Origin of the sequence: Pseudomonas sp. P8_241 (assembly GCF_034008315.1) — a bacterium.
Taxonomy (GTDB): domain Bacteria; phylum Pseudomonadota; class Gammaproteobacteria; order Pseudomonadales; family Pseudomonadaceae; genus Aquipseudomonas.
This window is the reverse complement of the sequence record NZ_CP125377.1, coordinates 2,152,029-2,174,801: the sequence shown is the minus strand read 5'-3', so window position 1 is coordinate 2,174,801 and position 22,773 is coordinate 2,152,029. Positions and strand designations below refer to the sequence as shown.

The following is a 22,773-nucleotide window of genomic DNA, read 5'->3' as shown; positions in this document are numbered from 1 at the left end:
AGCTGTTAAACTCGCCACCTGCCCGAATCGCTGCGGCGACGCCACCTCAACAGAGCTGAAAACACTGTGGAAATCTTCAAGGAATTTACGTTCGAATCCGCCCACCGCCTGCCCCACGTACCGGACGGCCACAAGTGCGGGCGCCTGCACGGTCACTCGTTCAAAGTGGCGATTCACCTGAGCGGCGATCTCGATCCTCACACTGGCTGGATTCGTGACTTCTCGGAGATCAAGGCGATCTTCAAGCCGCTGTACGAGCGCCTCGACCACAACTACCTGAACGACATCCCCGGCCTGGAAAACCCGACCAGCGAAGTGCTGGCCAAATTCATCTGGGCAGAACTCAAGCCGTTGTTGCCCGAACTCAGCGCGATCCGCATCCACGAGACGTGCACCAGCGGTTGCATCTATCGCGGCGAATAACCCGGCAAACAAACGCAATATCCCTGTGGGAGCGAGCCTGCTCGCGATAGCGTCGGCACATTGAACATCAATGTGACAGACAAACGCTTATCGCGAACAGGCTCGCTCCCACAGTCGTTCTACAGTGATCAATGTCACTGGCGGGGAACGCCGTAGTCGGGATAACGTATCGACTACACGATCTTCCAAAAGGACTCATCTCATGCACATCATCAACGCCCGTCTGCGCAACCAGGAAGGCCTGCATGAGTTGTACCTGGAGAACGGCCTGATCAGCAGCATCGCCCGCCAGACGGAGGCCCCGACCCTGGGGCCCGAAGATCTGGATGCCGGCGGCAACCTGGTGGTGCCGCCGTTTGTCGAGCCGCACATTCACCTCGACGCGACCCTGACCGCCGGCGAACCGCGCTGGAACATGAGTGGTACGTTGTTCGAAGGCATCGAGTGCTGGGGTGAGCGCAAGGTGACGATCACCGAGGAAGACACCAAGACCCGCGCCCGTAAAACCATCCAGAGCCTCGCCGCCCATGGCATCCAGCACGTGCGCACTCACGTCGACGTCACCGACCCACAACTGACGGCGCTCAAAGCCATGCTCGAGGTGCGCGAGGAAAACCGGCACCTGGTCGACATGCAAATCGTCGCGTTTCCCCAGGAAGGCATCGAGTCGTACCGCAATGGCCGTGAACTGATGGAAGAAGCGATCCGCATGGGTGCAGACGTGGTCGGCGGCATCCCGCACTTCGAGTACACCCGGGATCAGGGCGTGAGCTCGGTGAAGTTCCTCATGGACCTGGCCGAGCGCAGCGGTTGCCTGGTGGATGTGCATTGCGACGAAACCGACGACCCGCATTCACGTTTTCTTGAAGTGCTGGCCGAAGAGGCTCGCAGCCGCGATATGGGTTCGCGGGTCACCGCCAGTCACACCACGGCCATGGGCTCTTATGACAACGCCTACTGCGCCAAGCTGTTTCGCCTGCTCGGGCATTCGGGAATCAGCTTTGTCTCCTGCCCCACCGAAAGCATCCACCTGCAAGGCCGCTTCGACAACTTCCCGAAGCGCCGGGGCGTGACGCGAGTCAACGAGCTGCTGGAAGCGGGGATGAACGTGTGCTTCGGCCAGGACTCGATCGTCGACCCGTGGTACCCGCTGGGCAACGGCAACATTCTGCGGGTGCTCGAAGCGGGCTTACACATCTGTCACATGCTCGGTTACCGCAATTTGCAAAGCGCGCTGGACCTGGTGACCGACAACAGTGCCAAGGCCATGGCCCTGGGCGAGCGTTACGGACTGGAGCGCGGGCGTCCGGCGAACCTGCTGATTCTGTCCGCCGACAGCGACTATGAAGTTATTCGCAGCCAGGGTTTGCCCCTGTATTCAGTGCGCGATGGCAAGGTGTTGATGAAACGGACGATGCCGGTGGTGGAGTTCAGTGGTTTGAGCTGAGCTATGCATTGACTGGGCTGGCCCCATCGTCGGATCGCCGCCCGGAGCATGCTCACTCCTACAGGTTTTGTGACTGACACACATCCACTGTAGGAGCGAGCCTGCTCGCGATAGCAAACTCCAGGTCAATCACTCATTCGGGCCGTACCAAACAGGCTGACCCGACTCAACTCCCCCCGCTCCTCTTCCAGCAAAATCGGCGCCGTACCGCCCGGCATCGTCACCTTGATCTCACCCGCGCTGACCCAGCCCACCCGCCAGGCCGCACAGGCCACCGCGCTGGCGCTGGTCCCCGAAGATGCCGTCGGCCCCTCGCCCCGCTCGAATACCCGCGCGGCGATGTGCCCTTCGGACAAGCGCATTGCCCATTGCAGGTTGATTCCCGCCGGACACGGTTTGCCTGCACCGACCGGCATGGCGTAGGCAATCCGTGTCAGCCCCTCACCCAGTGCCGGCTCGCGCATCTGCTCGTTGCTCGGCAGATCATCGGCACTTTCCACCAGCGTCACGCAATGGGGATTGCCAACCCGCGCGAACTGACTGCACGACCAGGCACCGTTGAGCGCCGACAACTGTTCAACGTGGCTGAGTTCGCGACCGTTCAACAGCACTGTTTCAACCCCATGGGCACTGACCGCCGTCGGCCCGAAACCCGGTCGGCCCAGATCAAGCCAGAAACCGTTCACGCCGTCGACCTGGGCGGCTTTCACCGAGGTTTGCCCCGGTGACGGCGTATCGGCCTTGTCGTGATGAACCCTGAGTTCACAGCCTTCGTTCAACAACCCTTGATCGCTGAGGGCCTGGGAGAAAATCGTCAGCCCGTTGCCACTGCGTTCAGCGAAGGTCCCATCGGTGTTGACGATCAGCAGATCGAAGGGTGACGCGTTTTGAAACGGTCCGACCAGCAAACCATCGCTGCGATGTTCCTTGGCACCGGCCGGTTGCGTGCCGGGAGCCCAGCCACAGCAAGCCTCGATGGCGGCCAGCGCCCAGGTTTCACGCGACTGCGCTGCATCGCTGGCGTGGTCGGGCAAATCGATTCCCTGGCGGCGCAATTCATCAGGCGCCACCACGATGTAGATATTGCCCCGTGCATCGTATCTTTGCGCCATGACGCCCCCTACGTGTCATTGAATGGCCTCAACATATCGCGAAACAGACGGCGGCTGTGCAACGATGTCGCCCTGTATCACCGCGAAACCGCCCGGACAGAGATCGAACCTCGCCGTTCAATCCCTGTCCCTTGGGAACGCGACGTTTTTTGCCAAGGATTGATATGACCAGCCTCAACACCCAGACCACATTCGTTCCCGGGCGCCTGGAACAGATGTCCACGCGCATCGCGTTTTTTATCGCCGGGTTCGGTATCGCCGCGTGGGCGCCGCTGGTGCCTTATGCCAAGACCCGGGCCGCACTGGATGAAGGCACCCTGGGGCTGTTGCTGTTGTGCCTTGGCGTGGGTTCGATTCTGGCAATGCCGCTGGCCGGAATCCTCGCGACGCGCTTCGGCTGTCGGCGGGTGGCGACCGGTGGAACATTGCTGATCTGCGCCGCACTGCCACTGCTGGCGACGGTGTCGTCGATTCCGGCATTGATCGCGGCGCTGTTCATGTTCGGCGCGGGACTCGGCACGGTGGATTCTACGGTCAACCTGCAAGCGGTGATCGTCGAGCGCGCCAGTGGCAAGAACATGATGTCGGGCTTCCATGGCTTGTTCAGCCTGGGCGGGATCGTCGGCGCTGCGGGCGTCAGCGCCCTGCTCGGCCTCGGCCTTTCACCGCTGGGCGCAACGCTGGTGGTGATCGTGGTGTTGCTGATCGCGCTGACCAAAGCGGTCCCGCACATGCTGCCCTATGGCAGCGAAAGCTCGGGGCCGGCATTTGCCGTTCCCCACGGGATCGTGCTGTTTATCGGCGGGATGTGCTTCATCGTGTTCCTTGCCGAAGGCGCGGCACTGGACTGGAGTGCGGTGTTCCTGGCGCAGGAACGCGGCATCGACACCGCTTATGCGGGGCTGGGTTACGCGGCGTTTGCCCTGACCATGACCGCCGGGCGTTTAACCGGAGACAAGATCGTGCGACGCCTGGGCGCGACGCGGGTGATGGTGTTCGGGGGGTTGATTGCTGCGGCAGGACTGCTGTTGGCCACCTTCACGCCGAACTGGGAAGCCGCTCTGGTGGGTTATGCACTGCTGGGGGCCGGCTGCTCGAACATTGTGCCGGTGCTGTACACGGCCGTGGGCAAACAGACCGTCATGCCTGAGAGCATTGCCGTGCCAGCCATTACTACGCTGGGTTATGCAGGCATTCTGGCGGGGCCGGCGCTGATCGGCTTCATCGCCCATGGCAGCAGCTTGAGTTTTGCCTTTGCCTTGATGGCGTTGTTGTTGGTGGCGGTGGCGGTTGGCGGGAAGGTGTTGAAAGTCTGAAAAGCTTCGCCGGCAAGCCGGCTCCTACAAGGGATCTGTGTCGCAATCCAAACCTGCTCACACCCCGGGCGACTGTAGGAGCTGGCTTGCCAGCGAAAGCGGTGGGTCAGCCAACATTTTCGTCGGCTGTTAAGCCGTCTTCGCGGGCAAGCCCGCCACAAGGAACTGTGTACACCTGAGGGAGCGGGCGAAGGCTTTTAGAATCCGACACTGGCCTGCACAAAGAACGTGCGCGGCGCGCCGACGTACATGCCCGAGTTGTTGTCGCTGGAGCGGGTGAAGTACTGCTTGTCGAAGATATTCTTCACACCCGCGCCGAGTTTCAGGTTCGACACCTGCGGGCCGAAGTCATAGCCGGCCCGGGCGTTCCAGAGCACGTACCCCGGGATGTCGCCGAATTGACCGTCAGCCGTGCCTTCGGTGATGTAGTTCCCATTGAAGCTGCCGTCAGCGTTCACGCCGGTGCCCGGCGAGCGCTGCTTGGACTGAGCGAATGCATCAAGGTTGTAGGTCCAGCGGTTGATGTCGTAGCGCAGGCCTGCGGTGGCCACTTGCCGGGAGTAAAACGGCAGGTCACGGCCCTTGAAGCCCGGAATATCGCCTTCGTAGGTGGCGCGGGTGTAGGTGAAACCGGCATTGGCGGTGAGGCCGTCCAGCATCGGGTTCAGCGCGGCCATGTCGTAATGCACGGACGCTTCAATGCCTTGGTGCTTGGTCGCGCCCAGGTTGGTCCAGCCCACGTCGTTGCTGATGTATTGCAGCTCGTCGTCAAAGTCGATGTAGAACAGCGTCACTTCGCCGCCCCACACGTCATCGTTGTAGCGCGTACCGATTTCATAGGTCTTGGCCTTTTCCGGCTCCAGGCCGTTAGCCGTGTTGTCGCCGATACCGCCCTGACCCAACTGGAAATACTGCAGGGCGCCGAACGAAGTCTCGTAATTGGCGAAAAGTTTCCAGGCCTCGGACATGTGATACATCACGCTCAGGGCTGGCAGTGGCTCGTTGCTTTCGATGCTGCGCTTCTTCTCCTGCACCGGTTTTCCGGCGGTGTCGAGCACCGGACGCTCATGCCAGTCGGTGCTGATGTGCTCGAAGCGAATACCCGGCGTAACAGTCCAGTTGCCCACGTCGATCTTGTTGTCGATGTAGATCGAATTGGCCTCGGTGCCCCCTGTGCGGTCCTGATAGACATGGCCGTCCGAACCCGGACGCACGACGGGCTCGTTGTTGACCAGTGCCACACGGCTGGCCTCCTCGTGCATGCCCTCTTTCAAATAGCGATAACCGACGCTGACTTCCTGGGTGGTCGGGCCCACGTCAAAAATGTGCGACACGCGAGGCTCGATACCGAAGGTGTAATAGGTGCGCGGGTAAGAACTGAGGGTCTTCAGGTCACGGGCGGCGATGGTGCTGCCGCGAAAGCTGTCGGTGTAGTAAGTCAGCACTTCGGCCTGGGTGCGATCATCGATCTGCCGCGTCCACTTGAACGACACATCCTTGCGGCGGCCGCTGAAATTGTCGTAGTCGCGCACGGACTGGAACGGGTCGGCGTCGTACTGCGCCTGCGTCAGGCCGCCGGGCATGTCGGCCTTGGCGTCGTAGTAGTGGAAATTGAGGCTGAAGTCGTCGTAATCAGTGGGCGCCCAGTGGGTCTTGAGGATCACGTCGTCGATGTCGTTGCCGTTGTTGCTTTCACGGTAGCCGTTGCCGTTCACGCCTGAGTACAACAGCGCCACCCCCATGCCGTTGTCGGCGGTGCCGCCCATGAACGCGGTGTCGATGTGCTTCCAGCCTCCGTGCTGGGAGGTTTCCATTGTGGTGCCGATTTCCGCAGAAGCTTGCTGCGGAATCGCACGGGTCACGAAGTTGATCACGCCGCCAACGTTCTGTGGCCCGTAGCGCACGGAGCCGGCGCCACGTACCACGTCGATGCTGTCGAGGTTACCCGAGGAAATCGGCGCCATGGACAGTTGCGGCTGGCCGTAAGGCGCAAACGCCGCCGGGATGCCGTCGATCAGCACGGTGGAGCGTGGCGACAGGCGCGACGTCAGGCCGCGCACGCCCACGTTCAGGGAAATGTCGCTGCCACCGGTGCCGTTGGCGTCCTGCACCTGCACGCCCGGAACGCGCTTGAGCACGTCGCCGACGTTCATCGCGCCCTGCTCGACCATGGCCTCGCGGCGAATCACCGTCCGTGCGCCCGGATGGTTTTGCACCACAGCGGCATCGGCATCGCCGAGCCAGTCACCAACCACTTTGATGTCAGTCACGCCCAGTTCCAGTGGACCGTTGGCCGCCGAGGTCGTTACCGGCATCAAAGTCACTGAGCCTTCATCGATCTGGTATTGCAATCCGCTGCCTTGCAGCAGCTGACGCAGCGCTTCTTCCGGAGAAATATTGCCGTCCACCGCCGGCGCCTGCTTGCCGGCCACCAGATCAGGGCTGAAAAACACCTGTAGCGAAGTCTGCTGGCCCAACTGGCTCAAGGCCTGCCCCAGCGGTTGCGCCGCAATGTGGATCGCTTCGCCAGCATGGGCCTGAGGCAGCGCGAAGTTGACCGCCAGCGCAAGGGCCAAGGGCAACCAGGTGGGTTTGTTGTTTTTAGCGGTGGATTTCTTCACGTCGAACGTAGTCCTGTGGATCGCAAGAGTGTGCGCTTGTTAATGCAAACCAGTTGCAGTTGAACAGGAAGACGATGAACTCGAAAAAAACCTGAATTTTATTTTGAGATTATTTCCTGGCTGCCGTCATCGAGGGTGTGCACGGCCACCGGCAGGATGTTCGGCAAGGCTTTGAGCAGCGCGTCGGTGTTGTCGGATTTGAACACGCTGGTCAGGCGCAGATTGCCCACCGCCGGGTTGCCGACCTTCAGTGGCTTCTGGCGATAACGCGAGACCTGCTCCACGACGTCGGCCAGGCTGGCGTTGTTGAACACCAGTTTGCCGCTGCGCCAGGCCGTGAGTTCGGCCGGGTTGACCGCGTAAGCGGCCGCGACCTTGCCTTGGGTGTCGACATGGGTGCCAAGGCCTGCAGTGAGATTGATGAAATCACTGTCGGCGGCTTCACGTCCCTGAACCTTGACGGTGCCCTGCTCCACGACAACCCGGGTATCGCTGTTGCCTCGGCGCACATCGAAGCGCGTACCGGTGACCGTGACCTTGCCGCTCCCGGCCTCGACCACAAAGGGCCGGCTGGTGTCGTGCTGAACGCTGAACATCGCTTCGCCTTCGGCCAACTCGACGCTGCGACGATCCTCTTCAAAGCGCACCTGAATCCGGCTGCGGCTGTCGAGGTCGACCACCGAGCCATCCGGCAATGCCACTTGACGCCGCTCGCCCAAGGCTGTGGAAAACTCGGCGGTGTAAGGGGTTGGGCGATTCAATCCACTGAACAACCCCAGCCCGAGGGCCACAGCCAAAACACTCGCCGCCACCGCGTAACGCAACACTGGACGACGCTGGCGACGCTCCGGCGGCGGTTCACACAAAGCCCGCAACCGCGCGGCCGGCACCAGGTCGGCGGCTTTCCACAAACCCTGGAGCAGATCGAATTCGGTTCGGTGCTGGGGATGTTCGTCCAGCCAGTCCTGGAACCGGCGGCGCATATCGACATCGACGACAGGCTCCTGCAACCGCACAAACCACTGCGCCGCCTCATCGCGAACCGTTGTTTTCCCGCACGCACAATCACGAGTATCCATCATGGAAGTTCCTGTTTGGCTGGGTAAGGGAATTCACGCCGCGTAAGGGCGTAGGAGCTGCCGAAGGCTGCGATCTTTTGATCTTCAGCGATTTCAATGCCGCCAAAAGATCGCAGGCTTCGCCAGTGCCTAAACAAGCCACCGCATATCATGATTGCAGTCCTTCAAGGCGGTCGCGCAGATGCCGCAGCGTGCGGATCATATACTTTTCCACCATGTTCTTTGACAGTCCCAGGCGTTCGGCGATTTCAGCCTGGGTCAGGCCTTCGATTTTCTGCCAGACAAACACCTTGCGGCAATTGACCGGCAGCTCGGTGAGCGCCCGTTCGATGGAGTCGGCCAACTGGATCGCCTGCATGAAATGCTCCGGGTCGCCGTTGGGCGACTCACTGAGATCAATCGCCTCGGACTCCATGGCGCCCCGTCGATCCTCGCGCCGATAACCATCGACCGCGATATTGCGCGCGGTCTGGTGCAGATACGCCCGTGGTTGCTCCACCTTCGCCGAATCCGACTCGAGCACACGCACGAAGGTGTCGTGGGCCAGGTCCTCGGCCTGCTGACGATTTCTCAGTCGACGGGTCCAGGTGCCAACCAACTCTTCGTAATGCTCGAAAAAGCCGTGTCTGCGGGGCAACTTGAGGGTCATTGCAGTGTGCTGTGAGGACGGGGCGCGAATAGTAATGCTTCCTATTAACGCAAAGCAATGACTTGCGGCCCATTGGCCCCACACTTTGTCTGCTTGCCATTGCGCCATCCGTCAGCAAAGCTGGATGACGGCACAGAAGCAAAGAAATCTGGCAGGCATTCAAATGCAGTCATTGACCGGTTGTAACAAAGTGCAGGAATGCCCGTACCCGGCTTTTCCCAGGATCTCCCACATGTTCAGCTCCAAAGCGTCGCCCAAAAGATCACCCTTTGCCCGGCTCGCCCTGGCTATCTCCCTGAGCGCCATCGGCCTGCCTTTCTGGGCAAGCAATGCCCAGGCCCACGGCGGTCACGCCGAAATGGTGCCGCTGCAAGCAGGCCTTGAGGAGTTTGGCGCCACGGTGAAGTGGGACGACTATGCCAATCTGTTCACCATCGCCAAGGACGGGGTCTACCTCAAGGTCAAGCCGAACAGCAAAGTGGCCATGCTCAACGGTAAGCGTATGGAGCTGACGGTGCCGGTGGTGTTCAAGGACAAGACGGCCTTCATGTCCAAGGACTTCATCAATCAGGTGTTCCAGTCCGGACTGGACACGACCTTTGTCGTCGAAACCCGCCCCAGCCCGCTTAACCCGCTGAGCGCCGCTGAAATCACGGCAGCGGTGGACATCGTCAAGCAATCGGAAAACTACAAGCCCGGTTTTCGCTTCACCGAAATCTCGGTCAAGACACCGCCGAAGGATCAGGTGTGGAATTTCGTCTACACCGGACAAAACGTCACGCAGCCGCGCCAGGCCAATATTGTGGTGCTGGACGGCAAGCATGTGATTGAAGCGCTGGTAGACCTGGACAGCAAACAGCTCAAGTCCTGGAAGCCGATCGAAGGCGCCCACGGCATGGTGCTCCTGGACGATTTCATCGCGGTCCAAACCGCCGTGGAAACCAGTCCGGAATACGCGCAAGCCCTGGCCAAGCGCGGCATCAATGACGTGAAAAAAGTTGTAGCCACGCCGCTGACCGTCGGCTATTTCGACGGCAAGGACGGCCTGGCCCAGGACAAACGCCTGCTGAAAATCGTCAGCTACCTCAATGTCGATGACGGCAACTACTGGGCGCACCCGATCGAAGGTCTGGTGGCGATTGTCGATCTGGAACAGAAAAAACTGATCAAGATCGAAGACGATGCGCTCATTCCGGTGCCGATGAAACCGACGCCGTATGACGGCCGCGGACGCAAAGGCGTGGCGGTCAAGCCGCTGGAAATCACCGAGCCCGAAGGCAAGAACTACACCATCACCGGCAACAGCATTCACTGGCAGAACTGGGATTTCCACGTTCGCCTCGACTCGCGGGTCGGGCCGATCCTGTCCACCGTCACTTATGACGACAAGGGCAAGAAACGCAAAATCATGTACGAAGGCTCGCTGGGCGGCATGATCGTGCCTTACGGCGATCCCGATGTGGGCTGGTACTTCAAGGCGTATCTCGATTCCGGCGACTACGGCATGGGCACCCTGACCTCGCCGATTGCCCGTGGCAAAGACGCCCCGGAAAACGCCGTGTTGCTGGACGCCACTATCGCCGACTACACCGGCGCACCGACCGCGATCCCGCGCGCCATGGCGGTGTTCGAACGCTATGCCGGCCCGGAATACAAACACCAGGAAATGGGCCAGCCCAACCTCAGCACCGAGCGTCGTGAACTGGTGGTGCGCTGGATCAGCACCGTCGGCAACTACGACTACATCTTCGACTGGGTCTTCCAGCAGAACGGCACCATCGGCATCGACGCCGGGGCGACCGGCATCGAAGCGGTCAAGGGCGTGAAGTCCAAAACCATGCACGAAGACACTGCCAAGGAAGATACCCGCTACGGCACCTTGCTGGACCACAATATCGTCGGCACCACGCACCAGCACATCTATAACTTCCGCCTCGATATGGACGTGGACGGCGAGCAGAACTCGCTAGTTGAAGTGAACCCGGTGGTGTTGCCCAACGACCGTGGCGGCCCGCGCACCAGTACCATGCAGACCGACACCAAAGTGGTCACCACCGAGCAGCAAGCGGCGCAGAAATTCGACCCGTCGACCGTGCGCCTGCTGAGCAACCCCGGCAAGGAAAACAAGGTAGGCAACACCGTTTCCTATCAGCTGATTCCGTATGCCGGCGGTACGCACCCGGTGGCCAAGGGCGCCAACTTCGGCAAGGATGAATGGCTCTACCATCGCCTGAATTTCATGGACAAGCAGTTGTGGGTGACGCAGTACAACCCTGAGGAAAAATACCCGGAAGGCAAGTACCCGAACCGCTCGGATAAAGACTCGGGCCTGGGGCAGTTCACCCAGGACAACCAGTCCATCGAGAACACCGACGACGTGGTCTGGCTGACCACCGGCACCACCCACATCGCCCGTGCCGAGGAATGGCCGATCATGCCGACGGAGTGGGTGCATGTGCTATTGAAGCCGTGGAACTTCTTCGATGAAACGCCGACCTTGAACCTCAACGCACCGAAGTAAACACAAGAAGCTCGCAGCCTTCGGCAGCTCCTACAGGATCGGGTTTCCACACCGTCAATGTAGGAGCTGCCGAAGGCTGCGATCTTTTAAGGCCGAAAGAACAACACAAACCTCAAGACCGCCTTCGCCAGCAAGCCGGCTCCCACAGGGTCAAGCAGCGTCAGGCAAACAATCACGCATGCCGCTTGCGATACTCCCCCGGCGCAATGCCGAAGCGTGATTTGAACGCCGTGGAGAAGTAGCTCGAATCGGAAAACCCCCACGAATACCCCAGCACCGACAGCTTCTGTTCCTTGCCCAAGCCACGCAGGGATTCGGCGCACAAGTCCAGGCGGCGGTTCTTGATGTAACGCGCCACCACCAACCCCTTCCTGGCAAACATCCGGTACAGGCCACGGGTGGACATGCCGATTTCACGCGCCAGCCACTCCGGGCACAACTCTTCGGAGCGAATGTTCGCGTCGATGAAGCTCAAGGTCTTGCGGAAGAGGCGCTCATGCGCATCGGTGCACTCTTCGCCCTGACTGATCGCCGGGCGCAGCAGACTCACAATCGCTTCCAGGGTCGCTTCGCTTTCCTGCCGGGTCAGGTGCTGCTGGCGGGTAGCATCGAGGATCAGTCGGTGCGACAACATCGCGATGGGGGATGACGCGGCAATCCGGTGACCGCACTTGACCTGGTTGAAGCGCAGGGTTTGTTCGACCACTTGATGCGGCAGGATCAGCGACAACTGTCGGGAGTTTTCGCTGTAGGTGAAATCGCTGGGCCGTGCGGCATCGATCAGTGTGATGTCGCCGGGCGCCAGCAACACCTTGTCGTCACCCTGGGCCATGCCCGCCGAGCCTTCGAGCTGGAACACCGCAAAATACTTGCCGCCCTCGCCCGCCGCGACTTCCTGGGGTGTGCGAAACAGTCGGGCCTGGCACACGTCGACGAAACTGAGCCTGAGCGCGTCGCTCTGGTATTCGCGGATGCGCCCGGCAAACTCGCTACCCAGGGGCTGTGCGTTGAAGGCGCCACAGATCTGGTTGATCTGATGGATCCATTGATCGAACCTATCATGGCGCTGTGCAGTGGTAAAAATCATGTCAGGCCTCACGCAGGCTTATTTTTATTGTCTACGTCAATCCACACGACATCGGGATGCTTCAAGTCTCCTGAACCGCACCGCTCCCTGAACAATGACGTGTTACTTCAGTCCGCCGAAACGCCGATAGAAACTTTCACCGACATCCGGTAGCGGACCATCGGCCGTTTCCAGTGCGCTGTTGAGCCACTCTTCGGCCTTGGCGTAAATCAGACGGTAAATGTTGCGGCACAACTGCCGGGCGGCGCGGCCTTCCCAATCGCCGGGCAGCAATTCATCCGGCAGTTGCGGGTCGCGCAGCAGCAGTTTGCGGTATTCGTGAATCAGCAGGATCCGCGCCAGAAAGCAGTCGGCCGGTTGCAGGTTTTCCTGTTCGCGAAGTGCCTGCCACAACGGACGGAACAGCTGGATGAACTCGCTGTAATGGGTCGCCAGCTCTTCGATGTTCCAGCTCTCGCGCACTTGCAGGCGCAGCGCCTTGGAGGCCAGTACGTCCTGGACGGTGGTTTCGAAAACGATGGTGTCTTCCTGGGCGCCGAGGTCGAGCAGCGTCGCGTTGACGTCGGAACGATCGCTGCGCGGGCACGCCAGCACCACCGGCGAAATCGCGCCGAAGCCTTGCCATTCCAGCTCCTCGCGCACTTGCTTGCGCTTGTCCGGGGTCAGTTGCGACAGCATCACCAGGCACCAGGAACCATCCCAGGCCGGCATCGTCGTGCTGTAGACCCGCTTGAAGGCCTTGTCGAAACGGCGACGGCCGGTGCCCGTCAGGCTGTAGTAGCTGCGACGACCGACTTTTTCGGCGGTCAGCCAGCCTTCCTTGGTCAGGCGGAAAATCGAGGTGCGGATCAACCGTTCATTGATGCCGATCGGTTCGAGCAGCTGAATCAGGCTGCCCAGCCAGACAGTGCCGCCATGGGGTTCGATGGCATCCCCGTACAACGTGATGATCAAGGAGCTGGCGCGGATCGGCGTCTGCTCCTGGAAGCGGGTAATCAGATGGTTCAAGGGCGTCAGGGACGACATGGGCGTTCCGTGCGAAAAAAGAAAAGGAATATACCGAAAGCTAACTGGTTAAGACCAATCCCTTGTAGGAGCCGGCTTGCTGGCGATGGTGTGTCAGTCGACACCAAGGTAGCTGACACAGCTTCGCCAGCAAGCCGGCTCCTACTGGGGCTCTGTGTTCACAGGCTGCTGCCTTTGGGCCGCAACCCACTGTCACTGATCCGCGGGCGATCCGGCTCCGGTTCGCTCAACGGTTCGCAGACGTGCATCTGTGTCAGGCAACGCTGGGCCAGTTGCTGATACTCCCGGGTGCCAGCCAGCTTCCACGCGACTTCCTGATCGCTGAGGGTGCGTTTGACGCTGGCCGGGGCGCCCATGACCAGCGACTGCTCCGGGCATTCGAAACCGGCCTTGACGAAGGCAGCCGCCGACACGAACGAGCGTGCGCCAATCCGCGCGTTGTCCATCACCACCGCATTCATGCCAACCAACACGTCGGCCCCGATCCGACAACCGTGCAGCACCGCGCCATGGCCGATGTGGCCGTTGCGTTCGACCACGGTATCGCTGTCGGGAAAACCGTGCATCACGCAGGTGTCCTGCAGGTTGGCGCCTTCCTCCAGCACGATCCGCCCAAAGTCACCGCGCAAGCTCGCCAGCGGCCCGACATAACAATGCGGGCCGATGATCACGTCACCGATCAACACGGCGGACGGATGCACATAAGCACTCGGGTCAACCACCGGGGTCAGGCCATCAAGGCTGTAGCAGGTCATGGACGGCTCCTTCACAAAGCGATGCGGATAATGACTCATTTTGTATCACATCACTTTTAACATCACAAAGATTAAAAAGCGTATCACTTGAAATGCACCTTTCCGACGAATGCCAATTCGCCCCAAAAACCGCCATAAACCCCAATATATTCAGGACCAAATCCACTAAATCCACCCCTTCAACAGGCCACAATGAAATACAAACACCCCCCAATAAGACACATTAAATACATTTCAGTATTGCTTTTACGTATCACGTTATAGCTATACTTCGGCAAAACCGGCCCCTGCGGCCGATCCAATAACGAGCCGGCGCCACGCCGAGCGTGAACCGTGAGAGCATCGCCATGCCTCTGACCCTTGCCGTCGAATTGATCGAGCCTGGCGTCCGCCTGATTACCCTGCAGCGCCCGCAAGCCCTGAACGCTCTGACCACCGAGTTACTGGGCGAACTGGCCACTGAGCTAAGCACCGCGCAGGCCGACCCCGACACCCGCGCCGTGGTCCTCACCGGTAGCCGCAAGGCCTTCGCCGCCGGGGCTGACATCAAGGAAATGGCCGAGCGCAATCTGGTCGGCATCCTCGACGACCCGCGCCAGGCTTCGTGGCAAACCATCACCCGCTTCAGCAAACCGCTCATCGCCGCCGTCAACGGCTTCGCCCTCGGTGGTGGCTGCGAACTGGCAATGCACGCCGACATCATTATCGCTGGCGAAGATGCCCGCTTCGGGCAACCGGAAATCAACCTCGGGATCATGCCCGGCGCCGGTGGTACCCAACGCTTGCTGCGCGCCGTCGGAAAATCCATGGCCATGCAGATGGTCCTGACCGGCGAGGCAATCGACGCCCGCCAGGCCCAGCGCGCCGGGCTGGTCAGCGAAGTGACGCAACCGGAATTCACCGTCGAGCGCGCCCTGTACATCGCCCGCAGCATTGCGGCCAAGGCACCGCTGGCAGCGCGCCTGGCCAAGGAAGCACTGCTCAAGGCCATGGACACCGACCTGGCCAGCGGCCTGCGTTTCGAGCGTCACGCCTTCACCGTGCTGGCCGGCACCCGCGACCGCGACGAGGGCATTGCAGCCTTCCAGGAAAAGCGCAGCCCGACTTTCACCGGGCAATAAAGCGGCCAACGACATCCGAATTCGAACGACTGCCAAGAGAACGCCAAGACCATGAACTTCGAACACATCCTGTTTTCCATCGACGCCGGCGTCGCCCTGCTCAGCCTCAATCGGCCGGAGCAGCTCAACAGCTTCAACACCCAGATGCATGGCGAAGTCAAAGAAGCGCTCAAGCAAGTGCGGCAGAACCCGGACGTGCGTGTGTTATTGCTGACCGGTGAAGGCCGCGGCTTCTGCGCCGGCCAGGATCTGAGCGACCGCAATGTCGCGCCGGGCAGCGCCGTGCCGGACCTGGGCGAGTCCATCGAGAAGTTCTACAACCCGTTGATCCGCCAACTGCGCGACCTGCCAATGCCGGTGATCTGCGCGGTCAACGGCGTTGCGGCCGGGGCTGGCGCCAACATTGCGCTGGCTTGCGACCTGGTGCTGGCGGCGCGTTCGGCGAGCTTCATCCAGGCGTTCTGCAAGATCGGCCTGGTCCCTGATTCCGGTGGCACCTGGACCCTGCCGCGCCTTGTCGGCATGGCCCGCGCCAAGGCATTGACCCTGCTGGGCAGCCGTCTGAGCGCCGAACAAGCCGAGCAATGGGGCTTGATTTACCAGTGCGTGGACGACGCCCAATTGCGCGACGAAGCCTTGAAACTGGCCCGCCATCTGGCGACTCAGCCGACCTACGGCCTGGCGCTGATCAAACGCAGCCTCAACGCCAGCATGAGCAACAGTTTCGACGAACAGCTGGAGCTGGAACGCGACCTGCAACGCCTGGCCGGGCGCAGCGAGGACTACCGCGAAGGTGTCGGCGCCTTCATGGAAAAACGCACCCCAAGCTTCAAGGGACGCTGAGTCATGACCGCACTGAACATTTCTGCACGCATTGCGGTGATCGGCGCCGGCGCCATGGGCGCGGGCATTGCCCAGGTCGCGGCACAGGCCGGGCACCCGGTGCTTCTGCTGGACAATCGTCCCGGCGCTGCTGCGCAAGCGATTGAAGGCATCGACCGGCAACTGGGCAAACGAGTCGAGAGCGGCAAGCTGTCGGCCGAATCGCGCAGCGCGACGATTGCACGTCTGCAAGCGGCGCAGGCCATCGAAGCCCTGGCCGATTGCGACCTGATCATCGAAGCCATCGTCGAGAACCTTGAGGTCAAGCGCGCCCTGTTCCGCCAGCTCGAAGCCATCTGCGGCAAGCATTGCATCCTCGCAAGCAATACCTCTTCGCTGTCGATCACCAGCATTGGCGCACAACTCGAATATCCAGAACGCCTGCTCGGCCTGCACTTTTTCAACCCGGCACCGGTCATGGCGCTGGTGGAAATCGTCTCCGGTCTGGCCAGCGATCCGGCACTCGCCGAATGCCTGTACGACACCGCCAAGGCCTGGGGCAAAAAACCGGTGCACACCCGCTCCACACCGGGCTTTATCGTCAACCGCGTGGCACGGCCGTTCTATGCCGAAAGCCTGCGGATGCTTCAGGAAGGCGCGGCCGACTGCCCGACACTGGATGCGTTGATGCGCGAGGCCGGCGGCTTTGCCATGGGCGCCTTCGAGCTGACCGATTTGATCGGCCACGACGTCAACTACGCCGTGACCTGTTCGGTGTTCGATGCCTATTACCAGGACACTCGCTTCCTGCCGTCGCTAATCCAGAAAGAGCTGGTGGACGGTGGACGCTTTGGACGCAAGAGCGGTCAGGGCTTCTACAGTTATGCACAGGGCGCGGTGCGGCCGCAGCCTGCCGAAATCAGCAGCGATGCGGCCATCCAGGCTTGCGTGATCGAAGGTGATCTGGGCATCGCCCAAGGCCTGATTCCACGCTTGCAGGAACACGGCATCGAAATCATCCGGCGTGACGGGCAAGGCTTGCTGCGAGTCGGCGATGCCGTAATGGCCCTGAGTGACGGGCGCATGGCCTGCCAGCGCGCCAGGGAAGATGGACTGCGCAACCTGATCCTGCTGGATCTGGCGGCGGATTATGCACAGGCCAAACGCATCGCCATCAGCCACTCGGCTGGCATCGATCCGGTCGCACTCGAACAAGGCGTCGCCCTGTTGCAGCGGGCTGGTTGCAAAGTCAGCCTGCTCAGTGACAGCCCTGCCCTCGCCGTCCTGCGCACCGTGGCGATGCTCGCCAACGAAGCGGCCGACGCGCTGCTGCAAGGCGTGGCCTGCGCCGCCGACATCGATCTGGCGATGCGCGCCGGGGTCAATTATCCACAGGGGCCGCTGGCCTGGGCCGATGCCGTCGGCCTGCCGCACATTCTTCAAACCCTGGAAAACCTGCAAGCCAGTTACGGCGAAGAACGCTACCGGCCGTCGCTGCTGCTGCGCCGTCGCGTCGCCGAAGGGAGAAACTTCCATGACTAACCATGAAGCCATGACGTTGGCCAGCGAATGCGCCCAGGCCTTGCTCCAGCGTGACGCCGCCAGCCTGGGGATGGGCATGCGCCTGCTCTCGGCCGGTCCCGGCTGCGCCCGCGTGGGCATGACCGTGCGGGCCGACATGGTCCAGGGCCACGGCACCTGCCACGGCGGCTACCTGTTCGCCCTCGCCGACTCGGCATTCGCCTTTGCCTGCAACAGCTACAACGAAGCGACCGTGGCCATTGGTTGCAGCATCGATTACATCGCCCCAGCTCGCCTGGGCGACACACTGAACGCCGACTGCATTGAACAAAGCCGCTCCGGGCGCACCGGCAACTACGACGTACGCATTGAAAATCAGCAGGGCCAGTTGATCGCCCTGTTCCATGGCAAATCCTACAAAGTGCGCGGCCCGGTGCTGACGCGGGAGAATCCGAATGAATGACGCCCTGATCATCGACGCAGTCCGCACCCCGATTGGCCGCTACGCCGGCGTCCTGAGCGGCGTGCGTGCCGACGACCTCGGCGCGGTGCCGTTGCGTGAATTGCTGCGCCGTCACCCGCAAGTGGACTGGAGCAGCGTCGACGACGTGATCTACGGCTGCGCCAACCAGGCCGGCGAAGACAACCGCAACGTGGCGCGTATGTCGGCGTTGCTGGCCGGGCTGCCGGTCAGTGTGCCGGGCACCACCCTCAACCGCCTGTGCGGCTCCGGGCTGGATGCCATCGGCACCGCCGCCCGGGCCATTCGCAGCGGCGAAACCGGGCTGATGCTGGTGGGCGGCGTTGAATCCATGTCCCGCGCACCGCTGGTGATGGGCAAGGCCGAGCAGGCGTTTTCCCGGTCGGCCGAGATCTTCGACACCACCATCGGCTGGCGCTTCGTCAACCCGCTGATGAAAAAGGCCTACGGCATCGACTCCATGCCGGAAACGGCGGAAAACGTCGCCGCACAATTCAACATTTCCCGAGCCGACCAGGACGCCTTCGCCCTGCGCAGCCAGCAACGTGCTGCTGCCGCCCAGGCCAATGGACGCCTGGCCAAGGAAATCGTCGCGGTGGAAATTCCCCAGCGCAAAGGCCCGGCCAAAGTGGTCGAGCACGACGAACACCCGCGCGGCGACACCACCCTTGAGCAACTGGCCAAACTCGGCACGCCATTCCGCGAAGGCGGCAGCATCACCGCCGGCAACGCTTCTGGCGTTAACGACGGCGCCTGCGCGCTGCTGCTGGCCAGCCCCGAAGCCGCCAAACGACACGGATTGACCGCCCGGGGCCGCGTTGTCGCCATGGCCACCGCTGGCGTCGAACCACGGATCATGGGCATCGGCCCAGTCCCGGCTACGCGCAAAGTGCTGGAAGTAGCCAACCTGAGCCTGGCCGACATGGACGTGATCGAACTCAACGAAGCCTTCGCCGCCCAAGGCCTTGCCGTGTTGCGTGAACTGGGCCTGAGCGACACCGACCCGCGAGTCAACCCCAACGGCGGCGCCATTGCCCTGGGCCATCCATTGGGCATGAGCGGCGCGCGCTTGGTGACCACCGCCCTGCATGAGCTGGAGGAACGTAATGGCCGCTACGCCCTGTGCACCATGTGCATCGGCGTCGGCCAAGGGATCGCGCTGATCATCGAACGTCTATCCCACTAAAGAATCGCGATTCCCGAGGAGCCGAGAGGTATCCTTGGGACATGCACTCAAAGCCCTTGTGCAAAAGGGCTGGAACACAAAAACAATTCGAGTGAACACATGAACATGCCAATAGCCCAAGCAGAGCTCAATCCTGTGCTGGACCCGCTGGAAACCGCCAGCATCGACGAGCTGCGCCAGCATCAGCTGGAGCGCCTGCGCTGGAGCCTGAACCACGCCTACAACAACGTGCCGCTGTACCGTCAGCGTTTCGATGCGCTGGGCGTGCACCCGGACGACATCAAGTCCCTGGACGACCTGGCGAAGTTCCCCTTCACCACCAAGTCCGACCTGCGCGACAACTACCCCTACGGCATGTTTGCCGTGCCGATGAACGACATCGTGCGCCTGCACGCGTCCAGCGGCACCACCGGCAAACCGACCGTGGTCGGCTACACCCAGAACGACATCGACACCTGGGCCAACGTGGTGGCGCGTTCGATCCGCGCCGCCGGTGGCCGCCGTGGCGACAAGGTGCACATTTCCTATGGCTACGGCCTGTTCACCGGTGGCCTCGGCGCCCATTACGGTGCCGAACGCCTGGGCTGCACGGTGATCCCGATGTCCGGCGGCCAGACCGAAAAACAGGTGCAGCTGATCAAGGATTTCCAGCCGGACATCATCATGGTCACGCCGTCCTACATGCTCAACATCGCCGATGAAATCGAGCGTCAGGGCATCGACCCGCACAAACTGGCCCTGCGTCTGGGCATCTTCGGCGCCGAACCCTGGACCGCCGAACTGCGCAGCGCCATCGAGAACCGCCTGGGCATCACCGCCCTCGACATCTACGGTCTGTCGGAAATCATGGGCCCGGGTGTGGCGATGGAATGCGCCGAAACCAAAGACGGCCCGACCATCTGGGAAGACCACTTCTACCCGGAAATCATCGACCCGATCACCGGCGAAGTGCTGCCGGACGGGCAGATGGGCGAACTGGTGTTCACCTCCCTGAGCAAAGAAGCCCTGCCAATGATCCGCTACCGCACCCGCGACCTGACGCGACTGCTGCCGGGTACTGCACGGCCGATGCGACGCATCGACAAGATCACCGGGCGCAGCGATGACATGCTGATCATCCGCGGCGTCAACGTGTTCCCGACGCAGATCGAGGAGCAGGTACTGAAAGTCAAACAACTTGCCGAGTGCTACGAGATTCATCTGTATCGCAATGGCAACCTGGACAGCGTTGATGTGCATGTCGAACTCAAGGCTGAGCACCAGCACCTGAGCGATGAACAGCAGAAGGCTGTTTGCGGGGAGTTGAGCAAGCACATCAAGACGTACATCGGGATCAGTTCACGGATCGTTTTGCAGCCGCTCCATTCGATCAAGCGATCGGAAGGCAAGGCTTGCCACGTGTTGGATAAACGTCCTAAAGCATGACTGCTGCACCCCTTACTGCCCCGCTTTTGCGGGGTTTTTTTTGGATTCTGGCGGGTGTTGTCAAGCCAGCTCTCGCTCTTGCTGGCTAGCGAGTTCAGCCTCGCGGTTGGCGATGGCGGCTTCGAGCTCCGGGGAGCGTTTGGCCCATTGTTCCGGAGGGAGTGGTTTGGACCATTCGATGATATCGGGGTGGGTCAACGCGGGTGGCGGTGACAATTTCCACGCTTGCAGCATCATTGCCAGCGGTGCCCCGAACAGTACGGCGCCGATGATAAGCCACAATGCCTTGTCAATTTCCCAGGCTGCCAGATGTTGTCTGATGCCATTCAAGTAGTCACAGAAAACACCCCAGAAAACATTCCTTCCACGCAGTCTCTCTCGCTCCCCTTCAAAATCATTGGTTAACGGGAGAACTTGCAGCCCGATCTCCATGTAGCTGCGCATGCACTCCCACAACGCCATCGCCGTGGTGCCGCCGCCGCAGTGGAAGCCCAGCGAAAAGTGCTTGTTGTCTTCCTCGGCGTGGGGATCGGGATTCTCGAAGCCGATGACCAGCAAGCCCATCGTGTTGCGGCCAGCCTGGCTGACGGAAGAGTGCTGAGTGGCGGCGGCGGTCACGCTTTCCCAGGGGACGAGCCAGTATTCGCCGTTATCGCGTGGGACGCAGACTTCGCGGCGTTGGCGGTTGAAGCGCACAGGGAGCGGTACTTCGCGGAATAGGGCCTGGATCAAGAGAACGGTAGGCACACCAATAATGATGGTGGTCATCACCGCAAAAAGGTGCATTTCATCGTGATCATTTCTGAACAGATAACCCATAAATGCAAACAGTACCACCATCGGCCAGAGCACCATCACCGCTGAACCAATGCTGTAGTTGCCGACATCCAGAAACACCTCATTCTTGCGCCAAATGATGTTGAGCACATCACACGGCTTTTCTCCCGTAGGGATGGGCAGCGGCGCCAAATAATCATTGCGCGACAACAGCCGTTGTTTTGTGGTGCCTGCCTCGGGCGTGCTCATGGTTTGTCCTTGGGTTGCAGGTAAGAGGCACCGGGATGATCTTCGCCGAGCCGGTAGCGCGGGACACGATCCAGCTCAGGTGTCGGGTCGTTCCGCAGCGCGATCACGCCGGTGCTGTCGCTCAAGGTAAAGGCCAGCCTTGCTTCGCCACCGATGAAGGTCGGGGCACCAAGCATGGCGAGGAGTGGCGTGCGATAGCGCAACCGCAGGGAAACGGTGCTGGGCAACCGGCCTTGAGGATTTGTCGTCACGCCAGCTCTCGCTCTTGCTGGCTAGCGAGTTCAGCCTCGCGTTTGGCGATGGCGGCTTCCAGTTCCGGGGAGCGTTTGGCCCATTGTTCCGGGGGGAGTGGTTTGGACCATTCGATGATGTCGGGATAGAGCAGGTCGGGCGGTGGGTACAGCTTTTTCCTTTGCAGATAGGTGGCGAGAGGAGCATTGAAGATGAATACGCCGAACACGCCCTCCCACAACAGCGTCAAAATCCAACCGCGCTCTTTGGCCTTGTCGCTCATGTAATCGATGTAGTAGCGCAGGTTCGCTCCCGAGTTGAGCGCAGCCGCCTCCGGCGCTGCTGCCGGCCCGATCTCCATGTAGCTGCGCATGCACTCCCACAACGCCATCGCCGTGGTGCCGCCGCCGCAGTTGAAACCCAGCGAAAAGTGCTTGTTGTCTTCCTCGGCGTGGGGATCCGGATTCTCGAAGCCGATGACCAGCAAGCCCATCGTGTTGCGGCCAGCCTGGCTGACGGAAGAGTGCTGTGTGGCGGCGGCGGTCACGCTTTCCCAGGGGACGAGCCAGTATTCGCCGTTATCGCGTGGGACGCAGACTTCGCGGCGTTGGCGGTTGAAGCGTATGGGTAAGGGGACTTCGCGGAAGAGGCCTTGGATTACCAAACAGATAGGAATGCCCATAATAACTGCGCCCAATATCAAAATCTCTTGACTGAATTCAATGTCGAGATTTCGAGTAAAAAAAGACATGGCTAAAAACAGCATCACCCCCGGCCAAATGGTCATCACCGCCGAACCAATGCTGTAGTTGCCGACATCCAGAAACACCTCATTTTTGCGCCAAATGATGTTGAGCACATCACACGGCTTTTCTCCCGTAGGGATGGGCAGCGGCGCCAAATAATCGTTGCGCGACAACAGCC

General features: G+C 61.1%; 20 protein-coding genes. 10 read left to right on the top strand and 10 right to left on the bottom strand.

Features of this window, described 5'->3' with window-relative positions:
- The first annotated feature begins 66 nt into the window (after window positions 1-66).
- Window positions 67-423 carry a 6-carboxytetrahydropterin synthase QueD gene (gene queD / locus QMK58_RS09950; RefSeq protein ID WP_008056290.1) on the top strand — a complete coding sequence of 119 codons (357 nt, stop codon included), beginning with the start codon at window positions 67-69 and terminating at the stop codon, window positions 421-423.
- A gap of 202 nt (window positions 424-625) precedes the next feature.
- The gene (gene codA, locus QMK58_RS09945) at window positions 626-1,870 is read left to right on the top strand and encodes a cytosine deaminase (protein ID WP_053157635.1); all 1,245 of its coding nucleotides are present in this window, start codon (window positions 626-628) and stop codon (window positions 1,868-1,870) included.
- A gap of 125 nt (window positions 1,871-1,995) precedes the next feature.
- On the opposite strand, the gene QMK58_RS09940 is transcribed toward codA, so the two are convergent.
- Complete coding sequence (locus QMK58_RS09940; protein WP_053157632.1) at window positions 1,996-2,982, bottom strand: DeoR family transcriptional regulator; 987 nt, start codon at window positions 2,980-2,982, stop codon at window positions 1,996-1,998.
- Between the two features lie 164 nt (window positions 2,983-3,146).
- Between QMK58_RS09940 and QMK58_RS09935 the strand changes: the two genes are divergently transcribed.
- Window positions 3,147-4,298 carry an MFS transporter gene (locus QMK58_RS09935; RefSeq protein WP_053157629.1) on the top strand — a complete coding sequence of 384 codons (1,152 nt, stop codon included), beginning with the start codon at window positions 3,147-3,149 and terminating at the stop codon, window positions 4,296-4,298.
- Between the two features lie 197 nt (window positions 4,299-4,495).
- On the opposite strand, the gene QMK58_RS09930 is transcribed toward QMK58_RS09935, so the two are convergent.
- The 3 genes from QMK58_RS09930 to QMK58_RS09920 form a co-directional block, all read right to left on the bottom strand.
- Window positions 4,496-6,919, bottom strand: coding sequence for a TonB-dependent siderophore receptor (locus QMK58_RS09930; protein WP_320396205.1), 2,424 nt, complete (start codon window positions 6,917-6,919; stop codon window positions 4,496-4,498).
- Window positions 6,920-7,017: 98 nt separating this feature from the next.
- Window positions 7,018-8,001, bottom strand: coding sequence for a FecR family protein (locus QMK58_RS09925; protein ID WP_320396204.1), 984 nt, complete (start codon window positions 7,999-8,001; stop codon window positions 7,018-7,020).
- Between the two features lie 145 nt (window positions 8,002-8,146).
- The gene (locus QMK58_RS09920) at window positions 8,147-8,647 is read right to left on the bottom strand and encodes a sigma-70 family RNA polymerase sigma factor (RefSeq protein ID WP_053157620.1); all 501 of its coding nucleotides are present in this window, start codon (window positions 8,645-8,647) and stop codon (window positions 8,147-8,149) included.
- A 232-nt stretch (window positions 8,648-8,879) separates the two neighbouring features.
- Here QMK58_RS09920 and tynA point away from each other — a divergent pair, with 232 nt between their 5' ends.
- Window positions 8,880-11,168: a primary-amine oxidase gene (tynA, locus tag QMK58_RS09915; RefSeq protein ID WP_320396203.1), complete on the top strand. Its 2,289-nt coding sequence runs from the start codon at window positions 8,880-8,882 to the stop codon at window positions 11,166-11,168.
- Window positions 11,169-11,340: 172 nt separating this feature from the next.
- Here tynA and feaR read toward each other — a convergent pair whose 3' ends face one another.
- From feaR to paaY, 3 genes are all read right to left on the bottom strand, one after another.
- Entirely contained in the window at window positions 11,341-12,255 is a 915-nt protein-coding gene (feaR, locus tag QMK58_RS09910) for a transcriptional regulator FeaR (RefSeq protein ID WP_320396202.1), read from the bottom strand.
- Window positions 12,256-12,357: 102 nt separating this feature from the next.
- Window positions 12,358-13,281, bottom strand: a complete 924-nt coding sequence (paaX, locus tag QMK58_RS09905; RefSeq protein ID WP_320396201.1) for a phenylacetic acid degradation operon negative regulatory protein PaaX — start codon at window positions 13,279-13,281, stop codon at window positions 12,358-12,360.
- 158 nt (window positions 13,282-13,439) lie between these two features.
- Window positions 13,440-14,036, bottom strand: coding sequence for a phenylacetic acid degradation protein PaaY (gene paaY / locus QMK58_RS09900; protein WP_053157607.1), 597 nt, complete (start codon window positions 14,034-14,036; stop codon window positions 13,440-13,442).
- 347 nt (window positions 14,037-14,383) lie between these two features.
- On the opposite strand from paaY, the gene paaF reads away from it, so the two are divergent.
- The 6 genes from paaF (at window position 14,384) to paaK (ending at window position 20,592) form a co-directional block, all read left to right on the top strand.
- The gene (gene paaF / locus QMK58_RS09895; RefSeq protein ID WP_053158000.1) at window positions 14,384-15,157 is read left to right on the top strand and encodes a 2,3-dehydroadipyl-CoA hydratase PaaF; all 774 of its coding nucleotides are present in this window, start codon (window positions 14,384-14,386) and stop codon (window positions 15,155-15,157) included.
- Window positions 15,158-15,208: 51 nt separating this feature from the next.
- Window positions 15,209-16,000, top strand: coding sequence for a 2-(1,2-epoxy-1,2-dihydrophenyl)acetyl-CoA isomerase PaaG (paaG, locus tag QMK58_RS09890; RefSeq protein ID WP_053157604.1), 792 nt, complete (start codon window positions 15,209-15,211; stop codon window positions 15,998-16,000).
- A 3-nt stretch (window positions 16,001-16,003) separates the two neighbouring features.
- A complete protein-coding gene (gene paaH, locus QMK58_RS09885) occupies window positions 16,004-17,521 on the top strand; it encodes a 3-hydroxyacyl-CoA dehydrogenase PaaH (protein ID WP_053157600.1) in 1,518 nt (505 codons plus the stop codon).
- Window positions 17,514-17,963 (top strand): hydroxyphenylacetyl-CoA thioesterase PaaI, encoded by a 450-nt coding sequence (paaI, locus tag QMK58_RS09880; RefSeq protein ID WP_053157598.1) that lies wholly within the window; start codon window positions 17,514-17,516, stop codon window positions 17,961-17,963. Before paaH ends, paaI begins: the two co-directional genes overlap by 8 nt.
- Complete coding sequence (gene pcaF, locus QMK58_RS09875) at window positions 17,956-19,167, top strand: 3-oxoadipyl-CoA thiolase (RefSeq protein ID WP_053157595.1); 1,212 nt, start codon at window positions 17,956-17,958, stop codon at window positions 19,165-19,167. Before paaI ends, pcaF begins: the two co-directional genes overlap by 8 nt.
- A 99-nt stretch (window positions 19,168-19,266) precedes the next feature.
- A complete protein-coding gene (gene paaK, locus QMK58_RS09870) occupies window positions 19,267-20,592 on the top strand; it encodes a phenylacetate--CoA ligase PaaK (RefSeq protein WP_053157592.1) in 1,326 nt (441 codons plus the stop codon).
- Window positions 20,593-20,652: 60 nt separating this feature from the next.
- On the opposite strand, the gene QMK58_RS09865 is transcribed toward paaK, so the two are convergent.
- Genes QMK58_RS09865 through QMK58_RS09855 form a run of 3 tightly spaced genes read right to left on the bottom strand, consistent with a single transcriptional unit; the run spans window position 20,653 to window position 22,768 of the window.
- On the bottom strand, window positions 20,653-21,618 hold the full coding sequence (locus QMK58_RS09865; RefSeq protein WP_320396200.1) for a hypothetical protein: 966 nt from the start codon (window positions 21,616-21,618) through the stop codon (window positions 20,653-20,655).
- Window positions 21,615-21,869 carry a hypothetical protein gene (locus QMK58_RS09860; protein WP_053159893.1) on the bottom strand — a complete coding sequence of 85 codons (255 nt, stop codon included), beginning with the start codon at window positions 21,867-21,869 and terminating at the stop codon, window positions 21,615-21,617. The genes QMK58_RS09865 and QMK58_RS09860 overlap by 4 nt, the downstream gene beginning before the upstream one ends.
- Entirely contained in the window at window positions 21,866-22,768 is a 903-nt protein-coding gene (locus tag QMK58_RS09855) for a hypothetical protein (RefSeq protein ID WP_320396199.1), read from the bottom strand. Before QMK58_RS09855 ends, QMK58_RS09860 begins: the two co-directional genes overlap by 4 nt.
- Window positions 22,769-22,773: the final 5 nt, after the last annotated feature.